Genomic DNA, 25,264 nt, shown 5'->3' with positions numbered 1-25,264 from the left:
CACGTTGCGCTCGCGGCCCCCTCCATCATCCGTTCGGCTTCGTGCGATGGTTCACATCCTGCGCCTGGTTCGTTCGCTTCCGACCGACTTCTCCCCCTCCATCTGACGCACGCGCATCGACGGATGCGTCGCCGTCAACGCAATGCCAGCAATGTGTGCACGCGCGTACGTTCGGCGCCCGCAGTCGCCGGCGCGAGCGCCATCGCATCCTCGTAGTCGCGCACCGAACCTATCCGTGTCGCCATCTGCCCGGATACTGCCCGCGCCCAATCTGCATCGGCCACCTCGGGAATCAGCTCCAGCGTCCGTCGCGCAGCACGCAGCATCTGCTCCGCGCGCGTCGTTGCCTGCTCGACCCGTTCCTGTGTCTGCACCACCGCGCGCAACGTCGCACGCAGCGTCAGCGGATCATCCACTCGCCACCCGGCCGGGTCGATCCGTTCAGGCACATCGGTCAGCGTCGGGCGCAGCGGTTCGCCATCCGGAAACCGGACGCCACCGCCTTTCACACGAAGTCCACTCATGACGCTCGGCCAGCGCGACTCCTCGACCGAAAAGCGGATCCGCCCATGCGGATCCTCGTAACAGGCGACACGCAGCGTCACAAGAGCAACCTTGAGCTGGTACACCATTTGACGCGCCGAAAGGTCCGGCGCGAGATAAGCCGTCGCAGGACTCGCACCGGTGCCGGCAAGGTGAAACGTGATGACTTCTCCGGCAGCCCGACGCGCATCTTGCGCGTTCAGTCCTTCCACCATGAATGCGCGCCTCGCCTTCCCCTCGCCTCCGATGTCCAGCGCATCGCTCAATCGGCCGCCGGTCGCGTCGGCCCGGCGATGCCAGGCGCTCACCGTGCGCGCCAACTGCGTGCGGGCGGCGTCCTCACTACCGCCGCCGACGAGGCTGGAGCCGATTGCCTGCTTCAGCGCATTCAAATGACTGCTGAAGCCGGCCAGGTAATCGAGCACCTGTTGCATCCCGGAAGCCTGTTCGTTGATCTGCCGATGCGTCGTGATCCGGTCGCGCCGCTCGGCCGCGACGCGTATCGTGACGCGCGCGTCACTCGTCATGTCACGTGACGTCGCGTCGCGCGACCGGATTCTGCTGGAACCCGCCGCGCGCGGGGTGTCGCGCCGCACGGTGCCGGTTCCGGTGAGTGCGCTGTCCGCCGAGGAGCGAATATTGATTTCCATTGAGCCGCTTCGCCGTCAGAGCACGTTGAAGAGCGACAACTGCGATACCTGCGCATAAACCTTCTGCGTCGCCTCCAGCGCGGTGCGATAGCTCATGTACGCGTCGTAGACCTCGATGCGGTCGATCTTGCCTGCATCCTGGGCCGCCTCCGTGGTGACGACCTGGGACGACGCATGCAGATCGTCAAGCAGCGTGAGCATGTTCTGCGCGTTACCGAGCCGGCCGATCTTCGATTCGACCGACACCGACGTCCTGTCGATCACGTCGGTCGCCTGCACAAGTGCGTCGCGCAGCGTCGAATCGTTCGCATTGGCGCCCGGCGTCCGCATCCGCCCGATCGCGCGATCGAGCGCGTTGAGTGCATCGGCCATCTCCGCGAGATCGTCGTTCAGCACCTCGGTGACGCCGTCGCCGACGATCGCCGCCTGCTTCCCGGTATTGCCGCCATATGCATAGCGGCTGCCGGCCGGCGCTACCGGATCGAAAGCGATCGGCGCCGTCGTGATCGCCGTCCCCGAAAACAGATAGTGGCCGGCGCCGTCGCGCGTATTGGATGAATGCAACAGCATGTCCCGCACCGATTCGAGCACACCCGCGATTGCCGCGAGATCGCCCGGCGCACGCGCGCCGTCCAGCGCCATCAGCAACTTCTGCTGCGCTTCGCCAAACTGCGCGACGATCTCGGAGAGCGCCTGCTCGCCGCGCTTGAGGCGGAACTCGAACGTCGTGATATTGGCGCGATATCGGGCGAGTCGATCGCCGGATTCGGCCAGCAACGCAAGGCGCACGGCGCCAATCGGATCGTCGGAGGCTCGCAGGATGCGCTGTTCTGTTGTCATCCGAATCAAGGTATCGGAAAGCTGCGCGTTGGTGCGCTGCGTCACCTGCTTCATGACGTCGTGGTGGAATTGGCTGGTCACTCGCATGTCGGCGCTCCGTGGGTCAGATGGCATTCAGCGTGGTTTCGAACAGCGCATTGGCGACTGCGATCACCTTCAAGTTCGCGTTGTACATATCCTTGAAACGGACGAGATTCATCGCTTCCTCGTCGTTGTCGACACCGCTCAGCGACAGCCAGTCGTTTTCCGCCTGCGTACGCACCGCCTGCGCGGTTTCGGCCACCAGCTTGTTTTGCTGGCTGGCCGAGCCGACCTTGCCCACGATCGATGCAAACGCATTCTCGATCGACACCGTGCCGTGACCCGGCATCTCGATCCGCGTGGAACCCAGGCCGCTCAGCGCGAGCAGGTTGCGATTGTCGCCGGGATGATCCGGGTCGGCCGAAAAGGCCAACGCCTCGGGTTGCATGTCGGGCACGACGCCGAGTCGACCGCTCGCTTCGTCGAAGGCCAGCAACGGTTTTCCGGGATTGCCGTGCATGTCGTAACCCTGCGCCAACTGCGCATTGACTCGCTTCGCGGTCTCGACTGCGAGCGTCCGGAGCGCATCGAGCTGCGGACGCAGCACGTCGTTCTCGACCTCGGCGAGTCCGCGCAGCGCCCCGCCGACGTGTGTCGACCGCAGCGGCATCTTCTGTTGTCCGAATGAAATCACCAGTGCCTGTCGACCGTGTCCGTCCCGCCTGATGTCGATTCGACCCGCCTGCTTGCCGACCACGAGCGGTTGGCCGAACGCCATCGACACGTCGACCGTGCCGTCCCGCTGCTGTACGACGCGTACGCCGGCGAGCCCCGCCATCTGGTCGACCGCGACGTCGCGTCGGTCCATCAGCGCCGCGACGTCGCCGCCGCTCGCGAGGCCAACCGCGATTCGCCCGTTCAAGTCGGCGATCTGCGTGGCAAGCCCGTTGACCTGGTCGACCGTCACGTCGCGCTGCCGTTCGATGCTGCGCAGTTGGTCCTCGAACGCCGCGCGCATGCCGTTGAACTGCCGCGTCATTCCGCTTGCGGTGTCGAGCACGGCGTTGCGCAGCACCGGATCGCCCGGTTCGCCGGTCGCGCCGCGCAGTGCCCCGAAGAACGCACCCAGCCCGAGATCGCGGTGCTGGATATCGCCGATTGCCGGGTTGCCGCCCACCATTCCTTCAAGTTGGTCAAGATGCGATTGGGCGGCCCGTGCACGCCCGGACGCATTCGCCGCTTGCCACATCTGCTGTGTCCGGTAGCCCTCGTTGATGCGCATCGCGGCCGACGCGTCGACGCCACCGTGCGCGTTGCCCGACAGAAGCACGCCGCGCCGCGAATAGCCGGGTGTCGCAATGTTGGCGACATTGCCGCTGGTCGCATGGAGCGACCGGTTCGCGGCCAGGATGCCCGACATGCCGATGTCGATCATATTCATCGTCTACCTCCCTCATCGATCGATGCTCGCCCGGCCCACGACGGGCGGCGAGCGGAAACAGCCGCGCAAGCGGCCCCCTGCCGTATCCGGCGACCGGCACGCGCATCGACTTAAATTCGCGCCGCCAACCGGCATCACGCCTGCGCCGAGCCGGCCGTACCGGCGTCCGGGGGCAGTTGCCGCAAGATGAAATCCGCGATACCGAACGCATGACGCGATGCGAGCAACCGGGCGACCTGTCCGTCCGCCAGGTCCGTCATGTCGCTGCCGGCGCGGTCGCGGAAGATACTGCCCGCCGGGTTGATCTCGCGAATGGCGTTGCGCATCTCCCGCAGGATCTGCGCGACGAAGAGCGCCTCGAACTGCTCGGCCGCGTCAAGCGTCCTGGCATCGTGGCCGCCGCCGGCACGCGGGGGCGGCATTGCCGGCGTGCCGGCCTGCCAGCCCGGCGGCGCCACGCGTAACGACATGGCGATGGATGGATTCGACATGCGCGCGCCCTCCTCAGATGACGACCATTTCGCCGTTCAACGCCCCGGCCTCATCGAGCGCCTGCAGGATCGCCATCAGGTCGTCCGGCCCCGCGCCCGTTGCATTGATCGTGTCCACGATCGCCTGCAGGCTCGTGCCCGCTGGCCAGCGAAACATTCGGTTGCCGCCCCGCTGCACATCGACTTGCGACAGCGGCACGACGGCGGTCTCGCCGCCGCCGAACGGATTCGGCTGGCTGACGAGCGCGCCTTCGGAGATCGTCACCTTCAGCGCACCGTGCGACACCGCCGCGGGCGACACCGTCATGCCCTGGCTGATCACCACCGTGCCGGTGCGCGAATTGAAGACGACGCGAGGCGGCGCCTTCTGCGGCGTGACGCTGATCGCGCTCAGTTTCGCGACGAACTCGACGCGCGCGGTCGGATCGACCGGCGCGCCGACGTCGACACTCGTGCCGTCGCGGCTCGTCGCGACGTCATGGCCGACAACGCGATTGATCGCGGCGACGATGTTGGCGGCGGTCTGGAAATTGGGGCGTTTCAGGCTGAGCGTGACCACCGGCTTCGCGTCGAGGCCGGTCCGGATTTCCTGCTCGATGGTCGCGCCGCGCGGGATGCGGGCCGCCGCGGTGGCATTGATCGTCACGCTCGACCCGCCGCGGCCCTCCGCGCTCACACCCGGCACGACAAGATTGCCCTGCGCGAGCGCATAGACCGCGCCGTCTGCCGCGCGCAACGGCGTCAGCAGCAGCGTCCCGCCCCGCAGGCTCTTGGCGTCGCCCATCGACGACACGGTCACGTCAATCTTCTGGCCCGGCCTGTAGCCCGGCGGAAAACTGGCGCTGACCATGACGGCCGCGACATTGCGCGAGCGCAGGCGGATGCCTTCCGGCAACGTCACGCCGAATTGCTTGAGGACGTTCGCGACGGACTGGCCGGTGTAACGGATCTGCTGGCCGTCGCCGGTGCCGTTCAGGCCGACGACGAGGCCGTAGCCGACGAGCTGGTTGTCGCGAACGCCCTCGATGTTGACCAGCGCGCCGATCGTCGCCGCGCCGCACGAGGACGGCGCGCCGAGCAGCGCAACCGTCGCCGCCACCGTCGCCGCGAGCATGCGCGGGCCGGCCAGGATGCTCGACCGAAGTGTTCGCATAGGGCTTCCCATCAGAACGGCATCCATGGACTGTTGAGGAACCGCGTCAACCAGCCGGCCGAATTCGATTCGGACAGCGCACCCTTTCCGACATACTGGATGCGCGCATTCGCGATTCGACGCGACGACACGCGGTTGTTCGTGTCGATGTCGGCCTGCCGGACATAGCCGGTCAGACGCATCACCTCCTCGCCCTGATTCAGCGACAGCACCTTTTCGCCGCGCACCTGAAGCAGGCCGCCCGCGAGCACGTCGGTGACGATCACGGTAATTTCGCCGCGCAGCGAGTTTTGCTGCGAGCTGCTGCCGCTGCCGTCGAACTTGCGGTTCGCGCCGATCGATGTATCGAGATCGATCGGACTGCCGAACAGCCTGCCCGGCTCCACTGATACGTCGTTGCTCTTGCCGAAGCGCGTATCGGCGCGCTTGCTGGCCTGCGTGGTCTCGTCGAGCGTGACCGTGAGCGTATCGCCGGGCCGGTAAGCCCGGCCGTCGGCGGCCAGCGACCAGGCGGTCGCCGCATTGAACACGCCTCCGGCGCGCGGGGCGGTAAGCGCCCATGTGGCCGGCGGCAGATCGTCCTCGGCAAAGTCCGGGCGCGGCGGGTCGAGCAGCGCGCACGCACCGAGCAGCGCGACAGGTGGCAAAAGGAGCAGGCGTTGCTTCATCGCGCGGCCTGCGACAGTTGCTGCAACATGTTGTCGGCCGCGCTCAGCACCTTCGTGTTCATCTCGTACGTCCGCTGCGCGGCGATCATGTCGACCATTTCCTCGACGACCTGTACGTTCGCTCCTTCGAGTGCCCCCTGCTTGATCTTGCCGAACACGTCGGTGCCGGGCTCGCCCTCGTTCGGCGGGCCGCTCGCGACGGTCTCCATGTACAGGTTGTCGCCGAGCGCGAGCAGGCCGGCCGGGTTGACGAAGTTCGCGAGCATGATCTGCCCCGCTTCATTCGGCGTCGCCGAACCCGGCACCGTCACGGCGACCACGCCGTTCTCGCCGATCACGATGTTCATCGCATTGTCGGGAATGCTGATCTCCGGCTGCAGCGGCAGGCCCTGCGCGTTGACGAGCTGCCCTTCCGCGTTCACGCTCAGTTGTCCCGCGCGCGTATAGCCCGTCTCGCCGTTGGCCTGCAGCACCTGGATGAAACCCTTTCCCGTCACCGCGACGTCCAGCGACTGCCCGGTCGTCTGCACGCTGCCGTCGGTGAAGATCTTCTGCGTGCCGACGAGCCGCGTGCCGCTGCCCATCTGGATGCCCGACGGCGACGCGTTGTCCTGGTCGAGCTGCGCGCCGGGCTGGCGCTCGATCCGGTAAAACAGATCCTCGAACATCACGCGGTCGCGCTTGAACCCCACCGTGTTCACGTTCGCGAGATTGTTGGCGATCGCCTGCAGCTTCGCATCCTGCGCCTGCAGCCCGGTCTTGCTGATCCACATTGCCTGATTCATCGTTCTCTCCAATCGGTTATGCGTCGACGTCGCGATCAACCCCGGATCAACCGGTTGCCGGCGTCCGCCATCTCGCCTGCGGCGCCGAACATCCGCATCTGCACCTCGAACGCGCGGTTCAACGACATCGTCGCGATCATCTCGGCGACCGGCGACACGTTGCTCCGCTCCAGATGCCCGCCCATCACGCGCACGTCCTCGGCCGGCGGCAGCGGCTGACCGTCGCGCGCGACGAGCAGCCCCGCCGGGTCCTTGACCAGGTCGGCTGCCGGTGCATCGACGAGCGCAAGGCGATCGACGGCCTGCACATCTGCGTCGCCGGGCGCGGTCACGGAAATCGTGCCGTCCTCGCCGATCCGCAGGCTCGTGAACTCCGGCAGCACGATCGGGCCGCCCTCGCCGATCACCGCTCGGCCGTTGACGGTCAGCGCCCCGTCCGCATCGATTTCGAAATTGCCGGCACGGGTGTAGCGCACGCCGTTCGCGTCGGCGACGGTGAAGTAGCCGCCCCCCTGAATCGCCGCGTCCAGCTCCCGGCCGGTTTCCGCCAGCACGCCCGCGCGACCGCTCACGGCGCCGGACTCGGGCTTCGCCAGATGGCGGGAGTCGTAGCCGTAGCCGCGCACCGCGCGCGATTGCGCCATCTCCAGTTCCGCTCGGAAACCGTCGGTCTGCGCGTTCGCCAGGTTGTTGGCATGCACCTCGAGCCCATGCCACGCGCGGTCGGCACCGCTCATTGCCGTATAGATCAATGCGTCCATGATCAAAGCGCCTGCATCAACGCCTGCATCATCTGATTCTCCGTCGACAGCACTTTCGAATTCGCCTGATAGTTGCGCTGCGCGGTCATCATGTCGACCAGCTCCTTCGTCACGTCCGCGTTCGACAGTTCGAGCGAACTGGTCACCAGCTTGCCGAGCGCACCGGCACCGGCGGTGCCGAGCAACGCGTTGCCCGACGCGGAGGACGCTCGCCACGCAGTGTCGCCTGCCGCCTCCAGTCCGTCCGGGCTCGGGAAGGTTGCAAGCGCGATCGTGCCCAGCGTACGCGTCTGGCCGTTGCTGTACTGGACGACGACGTTGCCGCGCGAGTCGAGCGTCGGCTCGCCCGGCACGCCGGCCGCGTGGCCGTTGTCGCGATTGACCATCGTCGACGCTTCACCCGCGACCTGCGTCGCGCCCGCGTAATGGATGGCGAGGGTCAATGGCGCCGCGCCCTCCGGCGTGCCGAGGTTCAGCGGTGTCGGCGCCGTCGGCGACGTCAGCCGGCCGTGCGTATCGAAGCTCAGCGTCGCCGAACCGTCGATGCGTTCGCCGTTCATCGCGTAATGCACTGTGACGTCCGTCGACGGCGATGGCGCCTTCACGAAGTACTGCGTAACGATGTGCTGCCGTCCGAGCGAGTCGTAGACGGCCGACGACACCGTGTGATTGAAGGATGTGTCGTCATCCTTGTCGAACACCGCTTGCGCAGGCGCCTCCCAGTCCGCCGACAGGTTACCGGCGTAGTCGAGGCGATCGCTTGCCTTCGCGGGCGCCACGCCGACCGGAATCTGCAGGTCGCCATACGTGCCGCCTGCCGCATAACCTTGCGCACGGCGGCCGAACGCGTCGACGAGATAGCCGTCGGCATCACGCTGGAAGATGCCGACGCGCGTAAAGAGCGTCGATCCGTCGGCGTCCTTCGTGACGAAGAAGCCGTTACCGTCGATCGCGGCGTCGAGCCCGCGCCCGGTCGCGAACACGCCGCCGCCCACGCCGATGCTCTGGGTGACGGAGCCGATGTACGCGCCGTTCGCCTGGGTGCCCGAGATCATCGTCGCGAAGTTCGCGCGGCCGGACTTGAAACCGTAGGTGCCGGTGTTGGCGATGTTATGGCTGATCGTCGTCAGCTGATTGTTGATGGCATTGATGCCCGATAAAGCGATGTTGAAACTCATGTGTATTCCTTGCGTGATGGGTGAGTGGGTCAGCGGCCCTGAAAACTGACGATCGCCGCGGTGTCGACGTCGCCGACGCCGGCCACGCGCAGGATCACCTTGCCGTCGGCACCGAGACGCACGTTCTCGAGCGTGCCTTCGATATTGGCCGGCGGCGTGCCGTCGCCGGTCTCGACGCGAATCCGGTAACGGCCGGGGGCCAGGCCGAGCTGGGTGGGGTCGATGCGGAACGGCGCGTCGCCCTTGGGGCGCGCACCGAGCGCGATGTGCTTGACGCCGCCGGATGCGCCGGTGAGCACGACGGTCACATCCGATGCGTCGCGATCGAGCGCGATGCGCCCGTTGACCACGTGGTCGCTCACATCGACCGAATCGGCTTGCGCCATCACCTGCGATCCGACGTGCGTTCCAAGCGCCACGGTGATCAATTTCCCGATCAAGCCCATGCTGTTCTCCACCAGATTCACGACCGTATTGAGCGACGCCGTCTGTTGCGCCTGCATGATCTGCGACACGAACTGCGCGGAATCCATCGGGTCGAGCGGGTCCTGGTTCTGGATCTGCGCGCTCAGCATCTTCGCGAAGATGTCCGTCGACGTCCCGCCGGTCACCGTCCCCGATGGCGCGCGCGTCGCATCGGCGTTGAACGGCATGCTTGCCGGCGAAAGCTGGATTGGGTTCGACATGTTGTCCTCATAGCGATAAGGGTTCGTTACTGGCCGAGCCTGAGCAGCTCGCGCTGCATGCCGTTCACGCGCGCGAGCACCTCGACGTTGGTCGAATACGCGCGCGACGCGGACAGCATGTCGGTCATTTCCTCCACCGCGTTGACGTTCGGATACAGCACGTTGCCTTGCGCATCGGCGAGCGGATGACCCGGCTGATGAACCTTGCGCAGCGGCTCCGTGCTCGTCACGACGTCGAGCACCTGCACGCGCGCGCCCATCGATTCGCCATCCTCATCGATGCGAAACACCGATGCGAAGACGGGCCTGCGCGCGCGATACGCATCGGCCTCGGTGGCGGACGCCGCATCGGCGTTGGCCAGATTGCTGGCAATCGTGTTGAGACGCACGGTCTGCGCCGACATGGCGGAGCCGGCGATCTGCGCGATTTCCCTGAAACTCATGACACCTCCTCGGAAAGATGCAAAACACCGCGTTTCATTACGTGTTGCCCGTGATCGCGACATGCAGACCGCGAATCCGCAGGTTGAGAAACGCGATGCTCGTCTGAAAATCCACGTCGTTCTGCGCGAATGCCGCCTGCTCGACGCCGAGCTCGACCGTGTTGCCGTCCTGCGACGCCTGGAACGGCACGCGATAGCCGAGCGTCGCGGCGTCCGCGAGCGGCACCCCCGGATACGCGTTGCCGGCCGCATCGGCGATGCTTCGCCGAAAATCCAGGTCTCGCGACTGATAGCCCGGCGTATCGAGGTTCGCCAGATTCGACGCGATGATCTCCGTGCGCGCCGCCCGCAATCTCAACGCGACCGGATGCGGCCCGAGCCCGTTCGCCAGATCAAATGCCATTTCGTTCTCCTTCATTTACACTTCGCTCATCGATTCCGAACCGGGCCCGTCTCGTCTTTATGTCGCGGCTAGAACGTATTCCATTTCACATCATGCGCACGATTCGTTTCCCGATTGCCCTTCTCCTGCTGCCGATGTCCTGCACGCACGCCGCCCCGCCTTCGCCCGCGCTGCAAGCCCGCGCGCACGCCGCGGCGCTCGCGGAACTGACCGCGCGCGCGCAACGTGCGGGGCTGGACGACGCAGCCATCGCGGTCGTCGTACCGCCGCCGCGCCGCCCTGCGCCCGGCTGCGCCACGCCGTTCGATATCTCGGTCGGCGAGCCGGTCCGGCTGAGCCGCATCGTGCTCACCGCGCACTGCCCGAGCACCGGCCGAACCGCGAAATTCATCGCTCGGGCAACCATCACCGCGACGATCCCCGTCGCGTCGCGGAACATCGCTGCGGGTCAACCGCTCACGCACGACGATCTCGATTCGGCCGTGCGGACGTTGTCGTCGCTCACCGACACGGTGACGCGTGCCGACGATGCGATCGGCAAGCTCAACCGCCGCGCCCTGCGCCAAGGGCAGCCCCTGTCGCATCGCGCCCTGCAGGCGCCGGCGCTGATCCGGCGTGGCCAGACCGTGCGCATCGTCGCGCGCATCGGATCGGCTCAGGTCGTCAATACCGGCGTGGCGATGCAGCCTGGCGCACGGGGCGACATCGTGCGCCTGCGCGTCGGCAACGGCAGCGCCGCACGCGAGATTCAGGCTCGCGTTACCGGCGAGGCAAGCGCGGAGCCGATCGATCTGCCGACGTCCGACGTGTCCCGGTGAGCCCGCCGTCGCGGCCGGCGCGCATCGCCGCCACATCGGCGACCACCCGGCGCAGCTTCGACGCATAAGCGGGATCGGTCGCATAGCCGCCCCGCGCCAGCGCCGCCGCAAACACGGCCGCGTTGCGTCCCGCGCCGACGACATCGCGAAACCGCGGATTCCCCTTGAGCATCGCGACATAGTCCGCGAACGCCGCGCGATAATCCGGATATGCGCGAAACCGCTCCACCGTTTTCAGTGGCGTGCCGTCGACGAATTCGGTCGTCGGCACGTCGACAACGCTGCCTGCCCATCCCGCACCCGCCTTCAGGCCGAACAGGTTGTGGCTGTCCGCCCCGTCACGCATCGTCACCGGATGCCGCCCCCAGCCCGATTCGAGCGCCGCGTGCCCGGCGACCAGATCCACCGACACACCCAGCGCGGCCGCCGCCTCGCGAGCGAACGGCAAGATGTCGTCGAGAAACGCACGCGGGCTGGTGGCCGGACGGGCCGGCGCCACGTCCGCCGCCGGTCGAGCCGCCTCGCTGCCCGGATGCCGCAGCGGCGGCGCCCCGCGCCATGCGTCGCCCCCGATGCGAGGGAAACCCTCGGAAACGATCGTCTCGATCTCGCGCCGCAGTTGTGCGAACGCCGCGCGAAACGCGCCGACGGCCAATCCGGACGCGCGAGAATACGGCGCATCGCTTTCGGCCCGTATCGCGCCGGTCGGCAGCCAGTTCGACGCGTCACCGACCCACATAGGTATCGACCTCGCCGTACAGTGCGCGCTGCGCGATTTCAAACTGCGACATCAACAGCGCCGCATTGCGCTGATTCAGGTTTCTGCATTCCTGAATTTGCGATTCGAACTGCGCCACCACACGCGTCAGCCGCTCGCGCACCCGGCCCGGCAACGCCGCCCATGCCTGCGTCATCGATTCCGGCTCCAACGGGCTGACGAGCACGTGCATGCACCGCCTGCGCATCTCGTGACTTGCGCGAAGCGCATCGGCGAGCGCGAGAATCGCGTTGCCCGTCGCCATCAGCGATGCGCCGTCGCGACGCAATGCGGCGGCGAACTGCAGGTCGAGCAGCCCTTTCATTTCGGCGTAGCGGGCCAGATCGGCGCGAATCCCGTCGAGGATCTTCGCGAACGCTTCGTTGCGCGTCATTCCCGCCCTCCGTGAAAACGCTGAATCAGCTCGGCCAGCCTGCCCGCGTCGAACGGAATGCGACCTTCCGCGAGCGCGAGGCGCAACGCGTCGACGCGCGCCTCGTCGAAATCCGGCAGGCTGCGCAGCGCCGCCTGGGCGGACCGGACCGCCTCGATCGAGAAGTCCGTGCGGGCCGCCGGCGCACTCACGGCGGCGCCGGCCCGGCCGACCGGTGCAACGTGGGGCGCCGTGCTGCCCGGTTCCTGCGGCGCGCGCGGTTTCATAGTCGACAGTCTCATGTTTGCCCTGTGAAAAGATAAATGCCCGAATCGAGCGAAGATGGCCTGCTCATGCGTCACCTATCGCGTCTCGCATCTTCCCGAGCGCCGCCTTGTTGATCTGGCAGACGCGGGCTTCCGTCAGCCCGAGCACCGCGGCGATCTCGCGCAAGCTCAGATCGAATTCGTAGTAGAGCTGAATCACGCGCTGCTCGCGATCGCGCAACCGCATGAGCGCCTGTTCGAGGCTGCGGCGCTGCACGACTCGCCGCTCCGGACTCTCTACGAAGGCAAGCGCCTCTCCGTCGAGCAGGCTGTCGAGGCTCGCCATCGCCTCCGCGTTGCCCGCCATCACCCGCTGCCGATACTCGGCCGCACTGATGCCGAGTGCGCCACTCACCTCGGTCTCGGTCGGTTCGCGCCCGAGTGATCGACGCAGGTCGCGCTCGCAATCGCGCACGCGGTGCGCGTCCTGCCGCACCATGCGGGGCCGCCAGTCGTGGCGACGCAGCTCGTCGAGAATCGCGCCGCGCACCCGCTTCAACGCATAGCCGCCAAATGCCGCGTCGGGCGCCCCGTAGCGGCGCAGCGCCTCGAGCAATCCCATCAGTCCGATCTGCTCCATGTCCTCGATCGCGATCGCGCCGCAGGCCTGCCAGCTCAACTGACGTGCCGCACGCTTGACGATCGGCGCGTACTCGAGCAGCCACGCCAGCTCGACTGCCGGATTCGCGTCCGCGTGGCGCGTTCGCGCGTCGATGTTGCCGATACAGGTCGTCATGGCGATCACTCCACCAGAAGCCGGCTGATCATCGCCTTCTCAAAAGGCATCTCGACGTGCCGCCCCTTGTACGAACTGATGAACGCGCGATTGAGCGACGCGGAGATCTCCGACAGGTTCTTCCTGCGGACGTCTTCCAGCGTGTAGCGCGCCGCCACTCGCACGGCGATACTGCGCAGCAGCGGGATATGCGCGCGCGCCATCGCTTCCTGGGCGGGCGTCGTCTTCAGCACGAGATCGAGCACCGCATAATGGGTTTCCTCGACGTAAGGTGGCACGAAGCCGGCGTCCGGAGGCATGCGAAGCATCACGACGATCCGGTCGACGCTGATGTACTTGTGCGTGTCGGCCGCTGCGGGGGGCGCCGCCGCGTGAGGCGTGTTCGCCGCCTGGTTCTGGTAAGACCAGATGCCACCGGCGGCCAGCGCGGTCAGCAGCACCGTGCCCCCGCCGCCCCAGATCAGCAATTTCCTGTTCATCGAAATCCGCTCCCTTCCGTGTCGTTAGCGTGTTGCTCGTCCGTCGAGATGAAACCGTGCGTCGCCGTGCGCGGCGTCCACCGCCGAGAGCGCCGCGCCGGGCCGCTTGCGTCCCTGCGATGCCCCGGCGTCACCGTCCCGCGCGCCGCGCTCGCGATGGCCGAACCCTTGCCCTTGCCGCACCACGACGGTCACATCGCCGTGCTGTCGCGCGGCGAGATCCTGTCGAAGCGCATCGACGACCGCCTGCAATTGGCGTACGACGTCCTCGTGCGACGCGACCATCCGGATCTGCAGCGCGCCGTCCTCGTGACGAATCGCAATCTGCAACGTGCCCATCGATTGCGGCTCGAGACGAATGACCGCGTGCCCGACGCCGCGCTGCACGTTCACATCGATCTGCTCGCCCAGCGCCTTCAGGAGCTGCGGCCCCCAAGGCAAGGTGCCCGCCTGGCCTGCGGCAACGCGCACGCCGGCGCCCGATCCGTCGGCCGCCGCCGGCCATGCGATGCCAGCGTGCGGCACGCGCCCATCCGGCACGGCCCCGCTGGCGCCGATCGGCTGTTTGTCGACGACCACCGCGACGGCTGCTGGTACCGCCAGCGGCCGCGCACGCTCGCTGCGCGGCTGCATGGCGGATGGAACGGACCGATTCTCCGCACTCGATTCGCGGTCGGCGCCAGCGGCAAATCGATCGCCCCCGCTTCGCTGCGAAACAGGCCGCCGGATCGGAACGGATTCGATGACCTGGTTGTCGCGGAACGCGTGGTGCACGCTCACTTCCGGGCTGAATCCCGGACCGCCCTTCACGTCCGGCCCAGGCGCGACCGAAACGTCGCCGTCGGCTGACGCGCCATCCGTTCGACAGTCCGCCGACAAGGGCGCCGCCGGCAGGTCAAGCGTGTCGAGTATCGCCATCACATTCCGGAATGATTCGGTGTGGAAATTAATCGGCGACGTCACCGGATGTAGCACTGCGTCGCCGGCAGGCGCGACGGTCTCGTTCGTTTCGCCCCGACTATCCGGCATGACTGGCTCCGCTACGGCCCGGTCGCCGACCGCGTTCCCCGCCGCGCGATCGCGCAAGTGAGGTGTCGTTGAAATGGTTCCATTCATCTGTCGCTCCCGTTCGTCGCCGCGTAGGCCATCCCCCGTTCCTCGAACTCGCTCATACCGGCCAGCGCGTGGCCTATCACCGCGCGCGCGTCGGCGAGACCGCGAATCGCCACCGCGTATGCCCGTGCGAGGTCCCGCAACGTCGTGTCCAGCTCCGGATCGCGCGCGCCATCGCCCGCGCAGTGCCTCGCCAGTGCGCTGACGTCCGCGTCGAGCGCCGGCAGCTCGGCCCAGCGGTGTTCGTGCACGATGGCCCTCAGCAGACGGGCATGCGTGCGCAGCGCGACACGCAGACGCACACGCACGGCCGACGCATCGTCAACCGGCTGCATCTTCCGCACCTTGCCATCCCTCCCGGAGCACCGAGATCAGTCGCACGGCTTCGTCGAGCGGGGCGACGTCGAGTGCGATGCTCGCCTCGTTCAGACGTTGAACGCAGTAGTCGTACAGCGCGACGAGATTCGTCGCGACTTCGCTGCCCGACGACACATCGAGTGCGCTCGACAGGCCGTCCACCAGCTCGATGCACTTGCCGATGCTCGCGCCTTTCGCCTCGATGCGACGCGCAAGAATGTGCGCCCGCGCACGGGCCATTTCGTCGAGCAGCCCGTCGGTCAGCAGCAGCACGAGTTGAATCGGCGATCCGTTCGCGATCCGCGATTCCAGGTTGGCAGCGTGGTAGCTGCGATATCCGATGTATTCCAAGATGCTTGATCCTCCAGCCGACTGGCGCGGCACGACCCGCTGTCAATCCTTGTTCGTCGAGAACAGGGCCTTCAGCTGCTCGAGCGTGCTTTCCATTTTTTGCTGCATGATCTGGAGCTGGGTGAACTCCTTCGTGTAGCGCTCGAGCACGCTCGCATGGCGGCGATCCCAGTCCGCCTGCCTTGCGACGATCGTTTTCTCGCTCGCGTCGATCGATTCCTCGCGCCGCTTCAGCTGACCGCTCGCGGCGTCCAGCCATCGATCGAGCACTCGGGTCAGATTGCCGGCCAGTCCGCGCGTCGCGTCGCCGAAGAATTCGTCGAGTGCGGCGGCGTTCGTCCTCAGTGTCGCGTCGAGCGACGACGCGTTGACGTTCAGCATTCCGTAGCGATCCGTATCGATTCCGAGGTCGTAAAGATTGAGACCCTCGACGCGCTGGCGCAGCGCCGCCTTGATCTGACCGACCAGCGCGCGCACGCCCGCATCGGCCGAGAACGGCCCGCCCGGGTCGCCCCGCGCCGCGTCGCCGGAACGCGTCAGATCGGCGATCGAGCGCATCAGTGCGTTGTACGCATCGGCGAACGCTTTCACGCCATCCACGGTGCCGGCGTTGTCGACGGCGACCGACACCGAGCCGGACGCTCCGGCCTGGTTGAACGCGATGCTCACGCCGTCGATCGAATCGAGCGTGTTCGATGCCTGCTCGATCGCGAGGCCGCTCTGCCTGTCGCCGAGGATGATTCGCGCATCCTGCGCCTTCACGGTTTCTCGCGCCCCCTCGAAAGCGACGGCCAGCGTCGGATCGGTCAGCGTGTCGGTGGCGAACGTGATCCGGCTCTGCGCGCCCGTCCGGGCCGCGGTCAAGACGAGCTTGTCGCCGACGATTGCCGCGCGCACTGCGCCATTCGTGCTCCGGTCCGTATTGATGGCGCGTGCAAGTTCTTGCGCAGACACCTTGCCATCCGCATCCTTGTCCGCGCTCGCGATATCGACGACGACTTCGACGTCGTCACCGACCTTGATCGTCAGTCGACCGGCGTCGCGTGCGTCGATTGCGGCCGGCAGGTCGATCGCCTGCTGGTTCGCGGTGGCGAGCCGTTCGACATGAAACTGGTACTCACCTGGCTTGGCGTCCGGCGCCAGCGTCACCGTTGCGAGTTGCGGATTCGACAGCGTCGCCACGCGCCGCATCAGGCTGCCGCCCGCGACCGCGTCGCCCAGCGCCTTCTGGAACATCGTCAGCGTGTTTCTCAGCGACAACTGCGCCTTCTTGTCGTCGCTCGTTCGCGCCACCTGCATCGTCAGCAGATCCTTCGAACGCGCCATGTAAATCTGCGCGAACTGTTCCGCCGTCGCCTTCGGATTCGTCACTTTCAGCATAGGTTTCTCTCCATTCATCCAATTGGCATCCACTGCCCTGCGCTCGCCGCGCCTGCCGTCATGCCGACGCCCACCACCACACCTGCACGGCCAGCGCATCCTGCGTGCGTTGCTCCGCACGCTGCCGGACGGTGGCCAGCGCGCACCGTCGCCGCGCAAGCTCGCGCCGCCAGATCTCGCACCGGGCCATTTGCGCGGCCAGCAACTGACGGCTCAACTGCATGTCCTCCTCATGCAGGCGCAACGTCTCGCGCTGCCTGGCAATCGTGTCGCGCAACGCCTGCCGATATCGCCAGTCGTTCCCGGCCATCGCCGCCGATGCCGTGCCCGACGGCCGGGCCGCGCCATCGAGCAGCGCGCGCAGCGCGCCGAGGCTGCTCTGGTGACGCCGGCGTATCGCCTCCTGCCGCGCGAGATCCACGGCGATCCGGTCGATTTCGGCTTCGCGCGCGCGCACCAGGCCCGCGAGACTCGCGATCGTGCGTCCGTCGTTCATTCGGTCAGCGCCTGAAGCAGCGCGAGCGTCGCGTCGCAGCGCGCGATCTCGTCGAGGTCCTGCCGAAGGAACGCGTCGATTCGGGCAGCCTTCGCCACCGCTTCGTCCGTCGCCGGGTCCGCCCCCTTGACGTAGCCTCCCAGCGGAATCAGGTCCCTCACCTGTTCATGCCGGCCGATCATTTCCTTGACCTTGCGCGCACACGCGACGTGCGCGCCGTCCGCCACCTGCGTCATGCAGCGGCTCACCGAGCGGGTGACGTCGATCGCCGGGTAATGGCCCCGCTCGGCAAGCTCGCGAGTCAGCACGATGTGCCCGTCGAGAATCGCGCGCGCGGTATCGACGATCGGATCGTTCTGGTCGTCGCCCTCCGCGAGCACCGTGTAGATCGCGCTCATGCTGCCGTCGCCCTCGCCGTTGCCGGCGGTCTCGACGAGATGGGGCAACATGCCGAACACGGATGCCGGATACCCGCGCGTTGCCGGCGGCTCGCCGACCGCCAACGCGATCTCGCGCTGCGCCATCGCATAGCGCGTCAACGAATCGACGAGCAACAGCACGTCCGCGCCGGTATCCCGGTAATGCGCGGCGATCGCGTGACACAGGTCTGCGGCCTTGACGCGCATCAGCGGCGATTCGTCCGCCGGCGCGACGACCAGCACCGCCTTCGCAAGCCCCGCTTCGCCGAGCGCGTGCTCGACGAATTCGCGCACCTCGCGGCCCCGCTCGCCGATCAGCCCGACCACGACGACGTCGGCGGCGGTCGCGCGCGTGATCATGCCGAGCAACATGCTCTTGCCGACGCCGCTGCCCGCCATCAGCCCGACGCGCTGGCCGCGCCCGAGCGTCAGCATCCCGTTGATCGCCCGCACGCCGACGTCCAGCACGTCGCGCACCGGACGCTTGCGCAGCGGATTGACCGCCTGCCCCGGCTTGAGCAATACGCCGCCCGTCAGCGGGCCGCGGCCGTCGATCGGCTCGCCGAGCCCGTTGACGATGCGGCCGAGCCACGCGCGACCGATGCGCAGCTCCGCCTGGCGATCACAGGCGAACACCTGTGCGCCGGCCACGAGCCCGACCGGTTTCTTGAACGGCATCAGCAACAACTCGTCGCGGTTGAATCCGACCACCTGCGCGTCGATCCAGCCGCCGTCGCCCGCCTCGATCACACAGCGCCGCCCCGTTTCGAGCGGACAGCCCGACGCCTTCAGCAGCAGCCCCGTCACGCCGGTGAGCCGGCCGGTCAGCCGGGCGACGGGCACCTGTTCGAGCGCGACATTACGCAGTGCAGACAAGATCACGAGCGTCCCTCCCCGGATGCCGGCGTCGGCGCGACGGTGTCCACCGGCACTTCGCCGTTCGGCGCCGCGAACAACTGTTCGCCAACGCGCTCCATGCACGACTCGAACCGGTGCCGGCATCCGGCATCGGCTTCATTGCCGCCCAGCAGGACGCGGCATTCGCCGGCCTCGAGCCGCGCATCCGGGACCAGCCGCCATTGCTGCGCGCGCTCTGGAAACAGTTCGAACAGGCGCGCGCATTCGTCCGGATGCAGGCGCACTTCCGGTATGCCGGACGCGGCCGGCATCAACGCCAGGGTTTCGTCGATCAGCGCCGCCATCTGGCCGGGTTGCAGCGTCAGTTCGCAGCGGATCACCTGCCGCGCGACCCGCGCCACGAGGTCGACCAGTTCGGTGCGGCGCGCGGCGAGATACTCGGCGTGCATCCGGCCGAACGCCTCCCGCATCGCGTCGAGCACCTCGGCGGTGCCCGCATGCTCGCTCCGCAGCGCGTCGCTCGCCTCCTGCGCGCCCGTCGTGCGTCCCTGCCGCAAGCCGTCGGCCTCACCGCGCTCGAAACCCGCGCGATAGCCGTCCGCCACGCCCTGCCGGTAGCCCGCTTCGATGCGCGCGTCGAATGCCGGATCCAAAGGCTCTGCCGCGGACGCGAGCGCGCCGGCCGGCGGCGGCGTTGTCCCGGGCGATCGGAGCGGCGGAAATCGGTAACGCTGATAGGTCTTCACTCGACGACGTCCTCATCAACGAGCCGCAACTCGATTTCCTTGTCGTCGGCCAGCGCCCTCACGCGCGCCATGATGTCGCGGCGCGCCTGCTCGACGCGCGTCCCGGGCAGCGGCCCGGTGCGGCGAATCGCGTCATCGAAGACCTGCACCTGACGCCTCGGCATCACGCGTTGCAATGCGGCCAGCACGCCCGGCTCGGCGCCCTTGAGCGCGACCGCCCATTCCTCGACCGGCGCGATCTCGATGATTCGACCGAGCGCCGCATCGTTCTGGCGCGCCAGCATGTCGAAGCTGTACATGCTGGTCTCGATCTCGGTTGCGACACCCGGGTCGTGCGCGCGCATCAGCTCGATCATCCGCAGACGGTCGCCCGACAGGCGATTGATGATCTCGGCGGCCTGACGGATGCCCTCGACGACGGCGCCGCGCCGATCCAGATCGGTCAGGCAGTGCTCGATCAGTTCCTCGAGCTCCGCGATCAACGCGTGCTCGACCTCATCGAGCTTCGCGATGTTGAACAGCACGACGTCACGCGTCTCGGGCGGCAGCGCCTCGATCACTTTCGTCGCCTGGTCCGACGGCAGGAACGCGACGAATACCGCCTGCATCCGGACGTGCTCGTTCATGATGCGGTCGGCGAGCCAGCGCGGCGACACCCACTGCAGCCGCGCCATCTTCGGGCGGATACGGTCGCCGTAGACGCTGTCCAGCACCGTGTTCGCGATGTCGTGTCCAAGCGCGAGATCGAGCGCGCGCTGCAGGTACATGCGCGACGCGCCGTGAATGCCGCTCTGCTCGCGGTATTCGTCGAAAAAGAGCTGCAGCGCCGCCTTCACGGTGTCGACCTTGAGGCCGCCCATGCCGGACATGGTCTGCGTGATCTTGAGCAGCTCGTCGCGCGACAGGCAGCGCAGCACGTCGGCCGCGCGCGCCTCGCCGACGCTCAGCAAAATGATCGAGGCCTGCTCGATCGAGCCCCGCACGCGGGCGTCAGTGACTGGCGTGTCCATCGTTCCTGATCCATTGTTTGACGACTTCGGCAACCCGCTCCGGCTCCTTCTCGGACAGCGTGTGCAGGTAGTCGATCAGCACTTCGAGGCCCGAGCCGGCGGGCGGCAATTCGATATCGCCGAGGAGCGGCATGCCCCGGCCCGGCCCTGCTCCTTCACTGCCTTGCCCGGGCGCCGCATGCTCGTCATGAAGCGGCGCTGGCGTTGCAGTGGCGCCGGCGGGGCCGCCGTACGTGTGCTGAACCCATTGCTGCATCATGCGCAGCAGCGGACGCGCGATCACCAGATAGCCGAACAGCGCAGCCAATCCGTAGGTCAGATACCATCCGCCCTGTTCGAGCGTGTCGGCCCGCTGCCACCACGGCTGCTCCGGGGGCGCCTTTGCAAAGTCGAGCGACGAAACGATCAACTGGTCGCCTCGCGCGGCATCGATGCCCAGACCGCCGCGAAGAATTCCGTCGATCCGCCCGAGCTGATCCGCCGACCACGGCTTGCCCTTCGTGGGCGACGCCGCGTTGTCCAGCACGACGGCCACGCTCAGTTTCTCGAGCTGACCGCGCCCGCGCTTGATCTGCCGGATGCTGCGGTCGTACGCGAACTGGCGGGTCGTCGCGTTGCGCCGTGTGCCGCCATCCGCCGCCGCGCCGGACGCAGCGGGAACGTCCACCGGGCGATTGCTCAGCGAGCCCGGCACGCCGAGCGCGACGCGATCGCGATTCTGTTCGTCACGCGTCGCCTCGTTCAGCACCTTCGGCTCGGCGCCGTATTGCTCGCGCGTCTCCTCGACGCGGTCGTTGTTCACGACGGCCGTCACGCTCACGCGGAAGCTGCCGCTGCCGAGCGAAGGGGCGAGCAGGCTATGTACGTTCCGTGCGACCTCGTCCCGGATGCGGGCCGCCGCGTCGTCGCCGAACAGGTCGCCGTCCAGATCGACGCGCGCCGACAGGAACGCCCCGTGCTGATCGACGATGGCCACCTGCGCCGGCGCGAGATTGGGCACGCTGCCGGCCACCAGATTGATGACGGCGGCAATCTGCTCCTTCGACAACCGACGCCCCGGCTTGAGTGTCAGCACGACCGACGCCGCACTTTTCTCGCCGTCCATCATCACGAACGACGACGACTTCGCAATCGACAGATGGACGCGCGCACGCTCCACCGGGTCGAGCGTCGCGATGCTTTGCGCGAGTTCCGCTTCCAGGCCGCGGCGAAACCGTACGTCCTGCACGAATTGACTGGTGCCGAGCGGATCGTCACGGTCCACCTGGTCGAGTCCCGGCGCCGGTTTCGCCGTCACCCCGCGCGCCGCGAGAATCATCCGGGCACGCGCCAGATCGCCGTTCGACACCAGCACCTGCCCCGTGTCGGGATGAATGCGATAACCGATGCCATCGGCGTCGAGCACGGACACCACGTCGTCGAACTGCACGGGCTCCCGCGCGCCGAACAGCGGTTTGTAGTTCGCCTGGTCGTAGCGCATGTAGAGCGTGGCGAGCGCCGTCAACGCAATCGCGAACATGACGAGCGGCAGCAGCCGCGTCAACGTGGTCGACGACGGTAGTCGCAACGGCAGATCGGACGGCAGCCAGCCGGTAACGGCGGTTTTCAGTCTTGCAAACACAAGCGGGCCCTTTGGGAATGATCGTGATCGTGGTCTCGCTCAGATCTGCATCTTCAGCAGATCGTCGAGCGCCGTCGTCAGCTTGTTGCGCACCTGCGTGAGCATCGAGAATGAAAGCGACGCCTCCTGGCTCGCCAGCATCGCGCCGATCAGATCGTCGCTCTGACCGCTGTCGACGGCCGCCGCCCGGTCGGCCGCGTCCACCTGCTTCCGATCGACGGCGTTCAGCACCCCGCGCATCACGTGCGTGAAGTTGATGTCGTCGTGTTGCTCGCGCCCCGGCGCGGCGGCCGGCAAACCCGTCGGACTGCCGAGCAATGTCATTTCGCGGTCCAACCCGGACCGCGCCTGCTGAATCGTTTCCATGGTTCCTGGCTCATTCATTGATTGAGGATCAAACTCGTTTTGAACGGCGTCCGATTCGGCACGAACACGTCACGCGTCAATTCGAAATATCGAAACCCGATGCCGCATATGTCGGTTGGCAGCTCGGTAATTCATTCTTGTCGATGCGAGATTGGGGCGCCACTGATATACCGAGAATCCGGCTGAATAATCATCAGGCGCACCGCAATGCGTCTGATCATGCGATTTCCACGGGGCCTCATCCGACTCGAACACCCGCGAAACCGCGCTTGAATTGCGCCCTGATTCAGGGTCAATTTCCAGAGTCCGACGATGTTGCGCGCGGAATTCATCGCATCCGCCCGCAGGCAGCACTGACCGCGCCTGACGACGCTATTCAGGGCCGGTCAGCACCACTCACAATTTCTCGGCGGCGGACGTTTTTATTCATTCGGATCGATCGCGCAGGTCGATGCACACTGTATTCAACGAAACGGAATTCGGCGCGATCGGCATTTGCGCCATGGCGCTTCAACGAGTCGCCTGTCGCGTGACACCGATTCATTGCGTCGCCGAATTCAGACCGCTTGCATTCATGCGACGACATTTCGACCATTCACTGCGATAGCGCATGAGATTCATCAAGCGAAAACAAGGCAATCCGAAAACGACTTGAATCCGATCGAGAACCGATGACACATTGTTCGAATAGAACGACGGCCCAGCTCGGCCCTCACCGAACCCTTGATCCGCGCATGCTCGGGCGTCCCACGCACCGGCTCGACGCGTTCGGCGACACGCTCGCGCGTCGCATCGAAGGCGTGTTCGACGTGCACGCGGAACGTCGGCAAGGCGTCGCGCTGACGATTCGTCGCGTCTCGTTCGGTTCCGACGCGGGCGCCCTCCCGACGTTGCCGTGGCGATACGAACGGCTCGACGAAGGCGAGATCGGCGTCCATGTCGATCGCGCCGTGCTGCTCGCGTTGCTGGAGCAGCGGTACGGGCCGGCAGTCATGCCCGTCGCCGTCGCGCCGTCCGCGGCGGAAAACCCGAAGGACCCCGCCGACGCGCACGACGCAGCACCGTTGCCGGCGACGCCGCTCGACGACCTGCCCGCGCCGGATTCGCCTCCCGCCCCGGAGACGTCCACCGAGCGACGATTGGCGCAGCGATTCGCACGCGACCTCGCGCTTGCGTGCGCCCGCTCGATTCCCTCCGCACGAACGCCGGAGGAATCCGCGCCGCCCGACGCCTCCCGCCCCCGTCTGTTCGTGATGTGCGACGTCGCGGATGCGGCTCGACGCGAACTCGGCCAGATCGCCCTGGCGCTCGACGACGCGTGGCAGCGCCGGCTGTTCGACCATCTCGCCACGGCGATGCGCCGCACCACGCCCGCCGGATGCCACGACGCGCCGCTCGCGACGCGCCTGCAACTGAAGCTGACCGCGCAACTGATCGACGTCGAGGTGCCGTTCGGCGACGTGCTGCGGCTACGCGCGGGCTGCCTGTTGCCGGTGCGCCTCCATTCGCCGGCGCGCGTGCTGGTGGCCGGCGCGCGGCTTTTCTCGGCAACGATTTCCGAACACGACGGAAAGCTCTGCCTCAACGATTTTGACGCTATGGAGTAGTCGATGGATTCGCACAAACACGATGATCTGGATGCGCTTCTGGACGATCTGCGGCCGGACCTCCCCGACGATGCGCACGAGGCCGCCGCGACGCCGCGGCGCGATTCGCGTCGGCTGCTGACGAAGATCCCGGTACAACTCACGCTCGAAGTCGGCGCCGCGACCGTGTCGCTCGCCGAGCTGATGAACATCGACGCCGGCTCGGTGCTCGAACTCGACAGGCTGGCGGGCGATCCGCTCGTCGTGAAGGTCAACGGCACGACCGTCGGCCACGCGGAAGTCGTCGTCAGCGGAGAGAACTACGGTCTGCGTATCGTCGATCTCGAGCAGCTCGGCGATTTCACGCCATGACGTCGACGCTGCCTCCAACCCTGCGCGCGGCTGCAACGTTCGCGCTCGTGCCGATGCTCGCGGCCGTCGGCGCCGCGCCGGCCGCCGCCGATACGTTGACGCTGCCCGCTGCGGAACTCGGCCTGAGCAGCGATTACAGCGTCAAGACGCAGATCCTGCTGTTCATGACGCTGCTGGGCTTGCTGCCCGCGCTCGCCATCGTGATGACGAGCTTCCTGCGCTTTGCGATCGTGCTCGCGCTGATGCGGCAAGCGCTCGGCCTGCAGCAAGGATTGCCCGCGCGGGTCATCACGAGCGTCGCGCTGTTACTGACGCTGCTCGTGATGCGTCCGGTCGGCATCGACGTGTGGCGCGTCGCGATCGAACCCTTCGACCGCAACGAAATCACGTTTCGCGAAGCCATCGCGCGCGCCGAACAGCCGCTTTCCCGCTTCATGCTCGCGCAGACCAGCAAAGCGAGTCTCGCGCAGATTTCACGGCTGTCCGGCGAGCGCGACATAGCGCGGCCGGACGATCACGCGTTCGTCGTCAAGGCCGCCGCGTTCATGTTGAGCGAACTCAAGACCGGTTTCCAGATCGGCGCGATGTTGTTCCTGCCGTTCCTGATCATCGACCTCGTCGTCGCCTCGACGCTGATGGCGATGGGGATGATGATGCTGTCGCCGCTCGTCATCTCGCTGCCGTTGAAGCTGCTGCTGTTCGTGCTCGTGGACGGCTGGACGCTGACCGTCAACACGCTGACTACCAGTATCCGGGCCTATTGATGCTGACTTCCGATCTCGCCGTCGAACTCGTCGGCAACGCGATTCGCCTCGTCACCGTGATGGCCGCGGTGATCATCGTCCCGAGCCTGCTCGTCGGGCTCGTCATCGCGCTCTTCCAGGCCGCGACGCAGATCAACGAACAGACGCTCAGCTTCCTGCCCCGCCTGCTCGTCACGCTCGGCATGTTGATCGTCGCCGGGCACTGGCTGGTGCAGACGCTCATGGACTACGCCGTCGCGACCTTCGCGCGCGCGGCGCAATGGGTCGGATAGG

At 66.9% G+C, this 25,264-nt stretch carries 33 protein-coding genes; 5 read left to right on the top strand and 28 right to left on the bottom strand.

All coding sequences use genetic code 11. The features are described from left to right. Positions 1–134: 134 nt before the first annotated feature. From WS49_RS07135 to flgB, 12 genes are all read right to left on the bottom strand, one after another. Positions 135–1,193, bottom strand: coding sequence for a hypothetical protein (locus WS49_RS07135; RefSeq protein WP_059525864.1), 1,059 nt, complete (start codon positions 1,191–1,193; stop codon positions 135–137). Between the two features lie 15 nt (positions 1,194–1,208). Further along, a complete protein-coding gene (locus WS49_RS07130; protein ID WP_059525862.1) occupies positions 1,209–2,120 on the bottom strand; it encodes a flagellin N-terminal helical domain-containing protein in 912 nt (303 codons plus the stop codon). A gap of 16 nt (positions 2,121–2,136) precedes the next feature. Next, positions 2,137–3,495, bottom strand: coding sequence for a flagellar hook-associated protein FlgK (flgK, locus tag WS49_RS07125; RefSeq protein ID WP_059525861.1), 1,359 nt, complete (start codon positions 3,493–3,495; stop codon positions 2,137–2,139). Positions 3,496–3,629: 134 nt separating this feature from the next. Continuing rightward, on the bottom strand, positions 3,630–3,986 hold the full coding sequence (locus WS49_RS07120; RefSeq protein ID WP_059525860.1) for a rod-binding protein: 357 nt from the start codon (positions 3,984–3,986) through the stop codon (positions 3,630–3,632). Between the two features lie 13 nt (positions 3,987–3,999). Continuing rightward, complete coding sequence (locus WS49_RS07115; protein WP_059525858.1) at positions 4,000–5,100, bottom strand: flagellar basal body P-ring protein FlgI; 1,101 nt, start codon at positions 5,098–5,100, stop codon at positions 4,000–4,002. 50 nt (positions 5,101–5,150) lie between these two features. After that, the gene (flgH, locus tag WS49_RS07110) at positions 5,151–5,807 is read right to left on the bottom strand and encodes a flagellar basal body L-ring protein FlgH (protein ID WP_059525856.1); all 657 of its coding nucleotides are present in this window, start codon (positions 5,805–5,807) and stop codon (positions 5,151–5,153) included. Then, positions 5,804–6,592, bottom strand: coding sequence for a flagellar basal-body rod protein FlgG (gene flgG, locus WS49_RS07105; protein WP_179949248.1), 789 nt, complete (start codon positions 6,590–6,592; stop codon positions 5,804–5,806). The genes flgH and flgG overlap by 4 nt, the downstream gene beginning before the upstream one ends. A 35-nt stretch (positions 6,593–6,627) precedes the next feature. Beyond that, positions 6,628–7,353: a flagellar basal body rod protein FlgF gene (locus tag WS49_RS07100; protein WP_059525854.1), complete on the bottom strand. Its 726-nt coding sequence runs from the start codon at positions 7,351–7,353 to the stop codon at positions 6,628–6,630. Between the two features lie 2 nt (positions 7,354–7,355). After that, complete coding sequence (locus WS49_RS07095) at positions 7,356–8,531, bottom strand: flagellar hook protein FlgE (RefSeq protein WP_059525852.1); 1,176 nt, start codon at positions 8,529–8,531, stop codon at positions 7,356–7,358. Between the two features lie 29 nt (positions 8,532–8,560). Next, positions 8,561–9,217 (bottom strand): flagellar hook capping FlgD N-terminal domain-containing protein, encoded by a 657-nt coding sequence (locus tag WS49_RS07090; protein WP_059525850.1) that lies wholly within the window; start codon positions 9,215–9,217, stop codon positions 8,561–8,563. Between the two features lie 26 nt (positions 9,218–9,243). Continuing rightward, entirely contained in the window at positions 9,244–9,660 is a 417-nt protein-coding gene (flgC, locus tag WS49_RS07085) for a flagellar basal body rod protein FlgC (RefSeq protein ID WP_059525848.1), read from the bottom strand. 37 nt (positions 9,661–9,697) lie between these two features. After that, positions 9,698–10,063 (bottom strand): flagellar basal body rod protein FlgB, encoded by a 366-nt coding sequence (gene flgB, locus WS49_RS07080; protein WP_059525923.1) that lies wholly within the window; start codon positions 10,061–10,063, stop codon positions 9,698–9,700. A gap of 92 nt (positions 10,064–10,155) precedes the next feature. Here flgB and flgA point away from each other — a divergent pair, with 92 nt between their 5' ends. Continuing rightward, complete coding sequence (flgA, locus tag WS49_RS07075; protein ID WP_257127658.1) at positions 10,156–10,881, top strand: flagellar basal body P-ring formation chaperone FlgA; 726 nt, start codon at positions 10,156–10,158, stop codon at positions 10,879–10,881. Here the strand turns inward: flgA and WS49_RS07070 are convergent. The 16 genes from WS49_RS07070 to WS49_RS35980 all read right to left on the bottom strand — a co-directional run bounded on the left by WS49_RS07070 (position 10,823) and on the right by WS49_RS35980 (position 23,207). Continuing rightward, positions 10,823–11,536 (bottom strand): glycoside hydrolase family 73 protein, encoded by a 714-nt coding sequence (locus WS49_RS07070; RefSeq protein ID WP_257127657.1) that lies wholly within the window; start codon positions 11,534–11,536, stop codon positions 10,823–10,825. The two genes, flgA and WS49_RS07070, sit on opposite strands and share 59 nt — an antisense overlap. A 70-nt stretch (positions 11,537–11,606) precedes the next feature. After that, a complete protein-coding gene (locus tag WS49_RS07065; RefSeq protein WP_059525844.1) occupies positions 11,607–12,032 on the bottom strand; it encodes a flagellar protein FlgN in 426 nt (141 codons plus the stop codon). Next, entirely contained in the window at positions 12,029–12,298 is a 270-nt protein-coding gene (gene flgM / locus WS49_RS07060) for a flagellar biosynthesis anti-sigma factor FlgM (RefSeq protein ID WP_156441352.1), read from the bottom strand. Before flgM ends, WS49_RS07065 begins: the two co-directional genes overlap by 4 nt. 64 nt (positions 12,299–12,362) lie before the next feature. Next, positions 12,363–13,073 carry an RNA polymerase sigma factor FliA gene (gene fliA / locus WS49_RS07055; protein WP_059525917.1) on the bottom strand — a complete coding sequence of 237 codons (711 nt, stop codon included), beginning with the start codon at positions 13,071–13,073 and terminating at the stop codon, positions 12,363–12,365. A 5-nt stretch (positions 13,074–13,078) separates the two neighbouring features. After that, positions 13,079–13,552, bottom strand: a complete 474-nt coding sequence (locus WS49_RS07050) for a hypothetical protein (protein ID WP_059596241.1) — start codon at positions 13,550–13,552, stop codon at positions 13,079–13,081. A 24-nt stretch (positions 13,553–13,576) separates the two neighbouring features. Further along, complete coding sequence (locus WS49_RS07045) at positions 13,577–14,668, bottom strand: flagellar hook-length control protein FliK (RefSeq protein ID WP_082725480.1); 1,092 nt, start codon at positions 14,666–14,668, stop codon at positions 13,577–13,579. Beyond that, positions 14,665–15,000, bottom strand: a complete 336-nt coding sequence (locus tag WS49_RS07040) for a hypothetical protein (protein ID WP_059525836.1) — start codon at positions 14,998–15,000, stop codon at positions 14,665–14,667. The genes WS49_RS07045 and WS49_RS07040 overlap by 4 nt, the downstream gene beginning before the upstream one ends. Next, complete coding sequence (gene fliS, locus WS49_RS07035; protein WP_059525835.1) at positions 14,987–15,373, bottom strand: flagellar export chaperone FliS; 387 nt, start codon at positions 15,371–15,373, stop codon at positions 14,987–14,989. The genes WS49_RS07040 and fliS overlap by 14 nt, the downstream gene beginning before the upstream one ends. Positions 15,374–15,415: 42 nt before the next feature. After that, positions 15,416–16,753 (bottom strand): flagellar filament capping protein FliD, encoded by a 1,338-nt coding sequence (fliD, locus tag WS49_RS07030; protein ID WP_063888580.1) that lies wholly within the window; start codon positions 16,751–16,753, stop codon positions 15,416–15,418. 58 nt (positions 16,754–16,811) lie between these two features. Then, the gene (locus WS49_RS07025; protein WP_059525833.1) at positions 16,812–17,249 is read right to left on the bottom strand and encodes a FliJ family protein; all 438 of its coding nucleotides are present in this window, start codon (positions 17,247–17,249) and stop codon (positions 16,812–16,814) included. After that, positions 17,246–18,550, bottom strand: a complete 1,305-nt coding sequence (fliI, locus tag WS49_RS07020; RefSeq protein ID WP_059525831.1) for a flagellar protein export ATPase FliI — start codon at positions 18,548–18,550, stop codon at positions 17,246–17,248. Before fliI ends, WS49_RS07025 begins: the two co-directional genes overlap by 4 nt. Beyond that, complete coding sequence (gene fliH, locus WS49_RS07015; protein ID WP_059525829.1) at positions 18,547–19,272, bottom strand: flagellar assembly protein FliH; 726 nt, start codon at positions 19,270–19,272, stop codon at positions 18,547–18,549. The genes fliI and fliH overlap by 4 nt, the downstream gene beginning before the upstream one ends. After that, positions 19,269–20,282 (bottom strand): FliG C-terminal domain-containing protein, encoded by a 1,014-nt coding sequence (locus tag WS49_RS07010; RefSeq protein WP_059525826.1) that lies wholly within the window; start codon positions 20,280–20,282, stop codon positions 19,269–19,271. Before WS49_RS07010 ends, fliH begins: the two co-directional genes overlap by 4 nt. Continuing rightward, a complete protein-coding gene (gene fliF / locus WS49_RS07005; protein WP_218921260.1) occupies positions 20,263–21,801 on the bottom strand; it encodes a flagellar basal-body MS-ring/collar protein FliF in 1,539 nt (512 codons plus the stop codon). The genes WS49_RS07010 and fliF overlap by 20 nt, the downstream gene beginning before the upstream one ends. Positions 21,802–21,942: 141 nt before the next feature. Continuing rightward, a complete protein-coding gene (locus tag WS49_RS07000) occupies positions 21,943–22,269 on the bottom strand; it encodes a flagellar hook-basal body complex protein FliE (RefSeq protein WP_059525822.1) in 327 nt (108 codons plus the stop codon). 620 nt (positions 22,270–22,889) lie between these two features. Continuing rightward, the gene (locus WS49_RS35980) at positions 22,890–23,207 is read right to left on the bottom strand and encodes a hypothetical protein (RefSeq protein WP_257127656.1); all 318 of its coding nucleotides are present in this window, start codon (positions 23,205–23,207) and stop codon (positions 22,890–22,892) included. Between the two features lie 12 nt (positions 23,208–23,219). On the opposite strand from WS49_RS35980, the gene WS49_RS06995 reads away from it, so the two are divergent. The 4 genes from WS49_RS06995 to fliQ are packed head-to-tail and all read left to right on the top strand — an operon-like array spanning position 23,220 to position 25,263. Beyond that, positions 23,220–23,876, top strand: a complete 657-nt coding sequence (locus tag WS49_RS06995; RefSeq protein ID WP_257127655.1) for a FliM/FliN family flagellar motor switch protein — start codon at positions 23,220–23,222, stop codon at positions 23,874–23,876. Positions 23,877–23,879: 3 nt separating this feature from the next. Further along, complete coding sequence (fliN, locus tag WS49_RS06990; protein WP_059525818.1) at positions 23,880–24,227, top strand: flagellar motor switch protein FliN; 348 nt, start codon at positions 23,880–23,882, stop codon at positions 24,225–24,227. 53 nt (positions 24,228–24,280) lie between these two features. After that, positions 24,281–24,991 (top strand): flagellar type III secretion system pore protein FliP, encoded by a 711-nt coding sequence (locus tag WS49_RS06985; RefSeq protein ID WP_373557185.1) that lies wholly within the window; start codon positions 24,281–24,283, stop codon positions 24,989–24,991. Continuing rightward, the gene (gene fliQ, locus WS49_RS06980; RefSeq protein WP_059525814.1) at positions 24,991–25,263 is read left to right on the top strand and encodes a flagellar biosynthesis protein FliQ; all 273 of its coding nucleotides are present in this window, start codon (positions 24,991–24,993) and stop codon (positions 25,261–25,263) included. The genes WS49_RS06985 and fliQ overlap by 1 nt, the downstream gene beginning before the upstream one ends. Position 25,264: the final 1 nt, after the last annotated feature.

It is taken from the genome of Burkholderia sp. RF7-non_BP4 (assembly GCF_001521935.1).
GTDB lineage: Bacteria > Pseudomonadota > Gammaproteobacteria > Burkholderiales > Burkholderiaceae > Burkholderia > Burkholderia diffusa.
The sequence above is the reverse complement of the archived record's forward strand: the minus strand, read 5'-3'. Positions and strand labels throughout refer to the sequence as shown.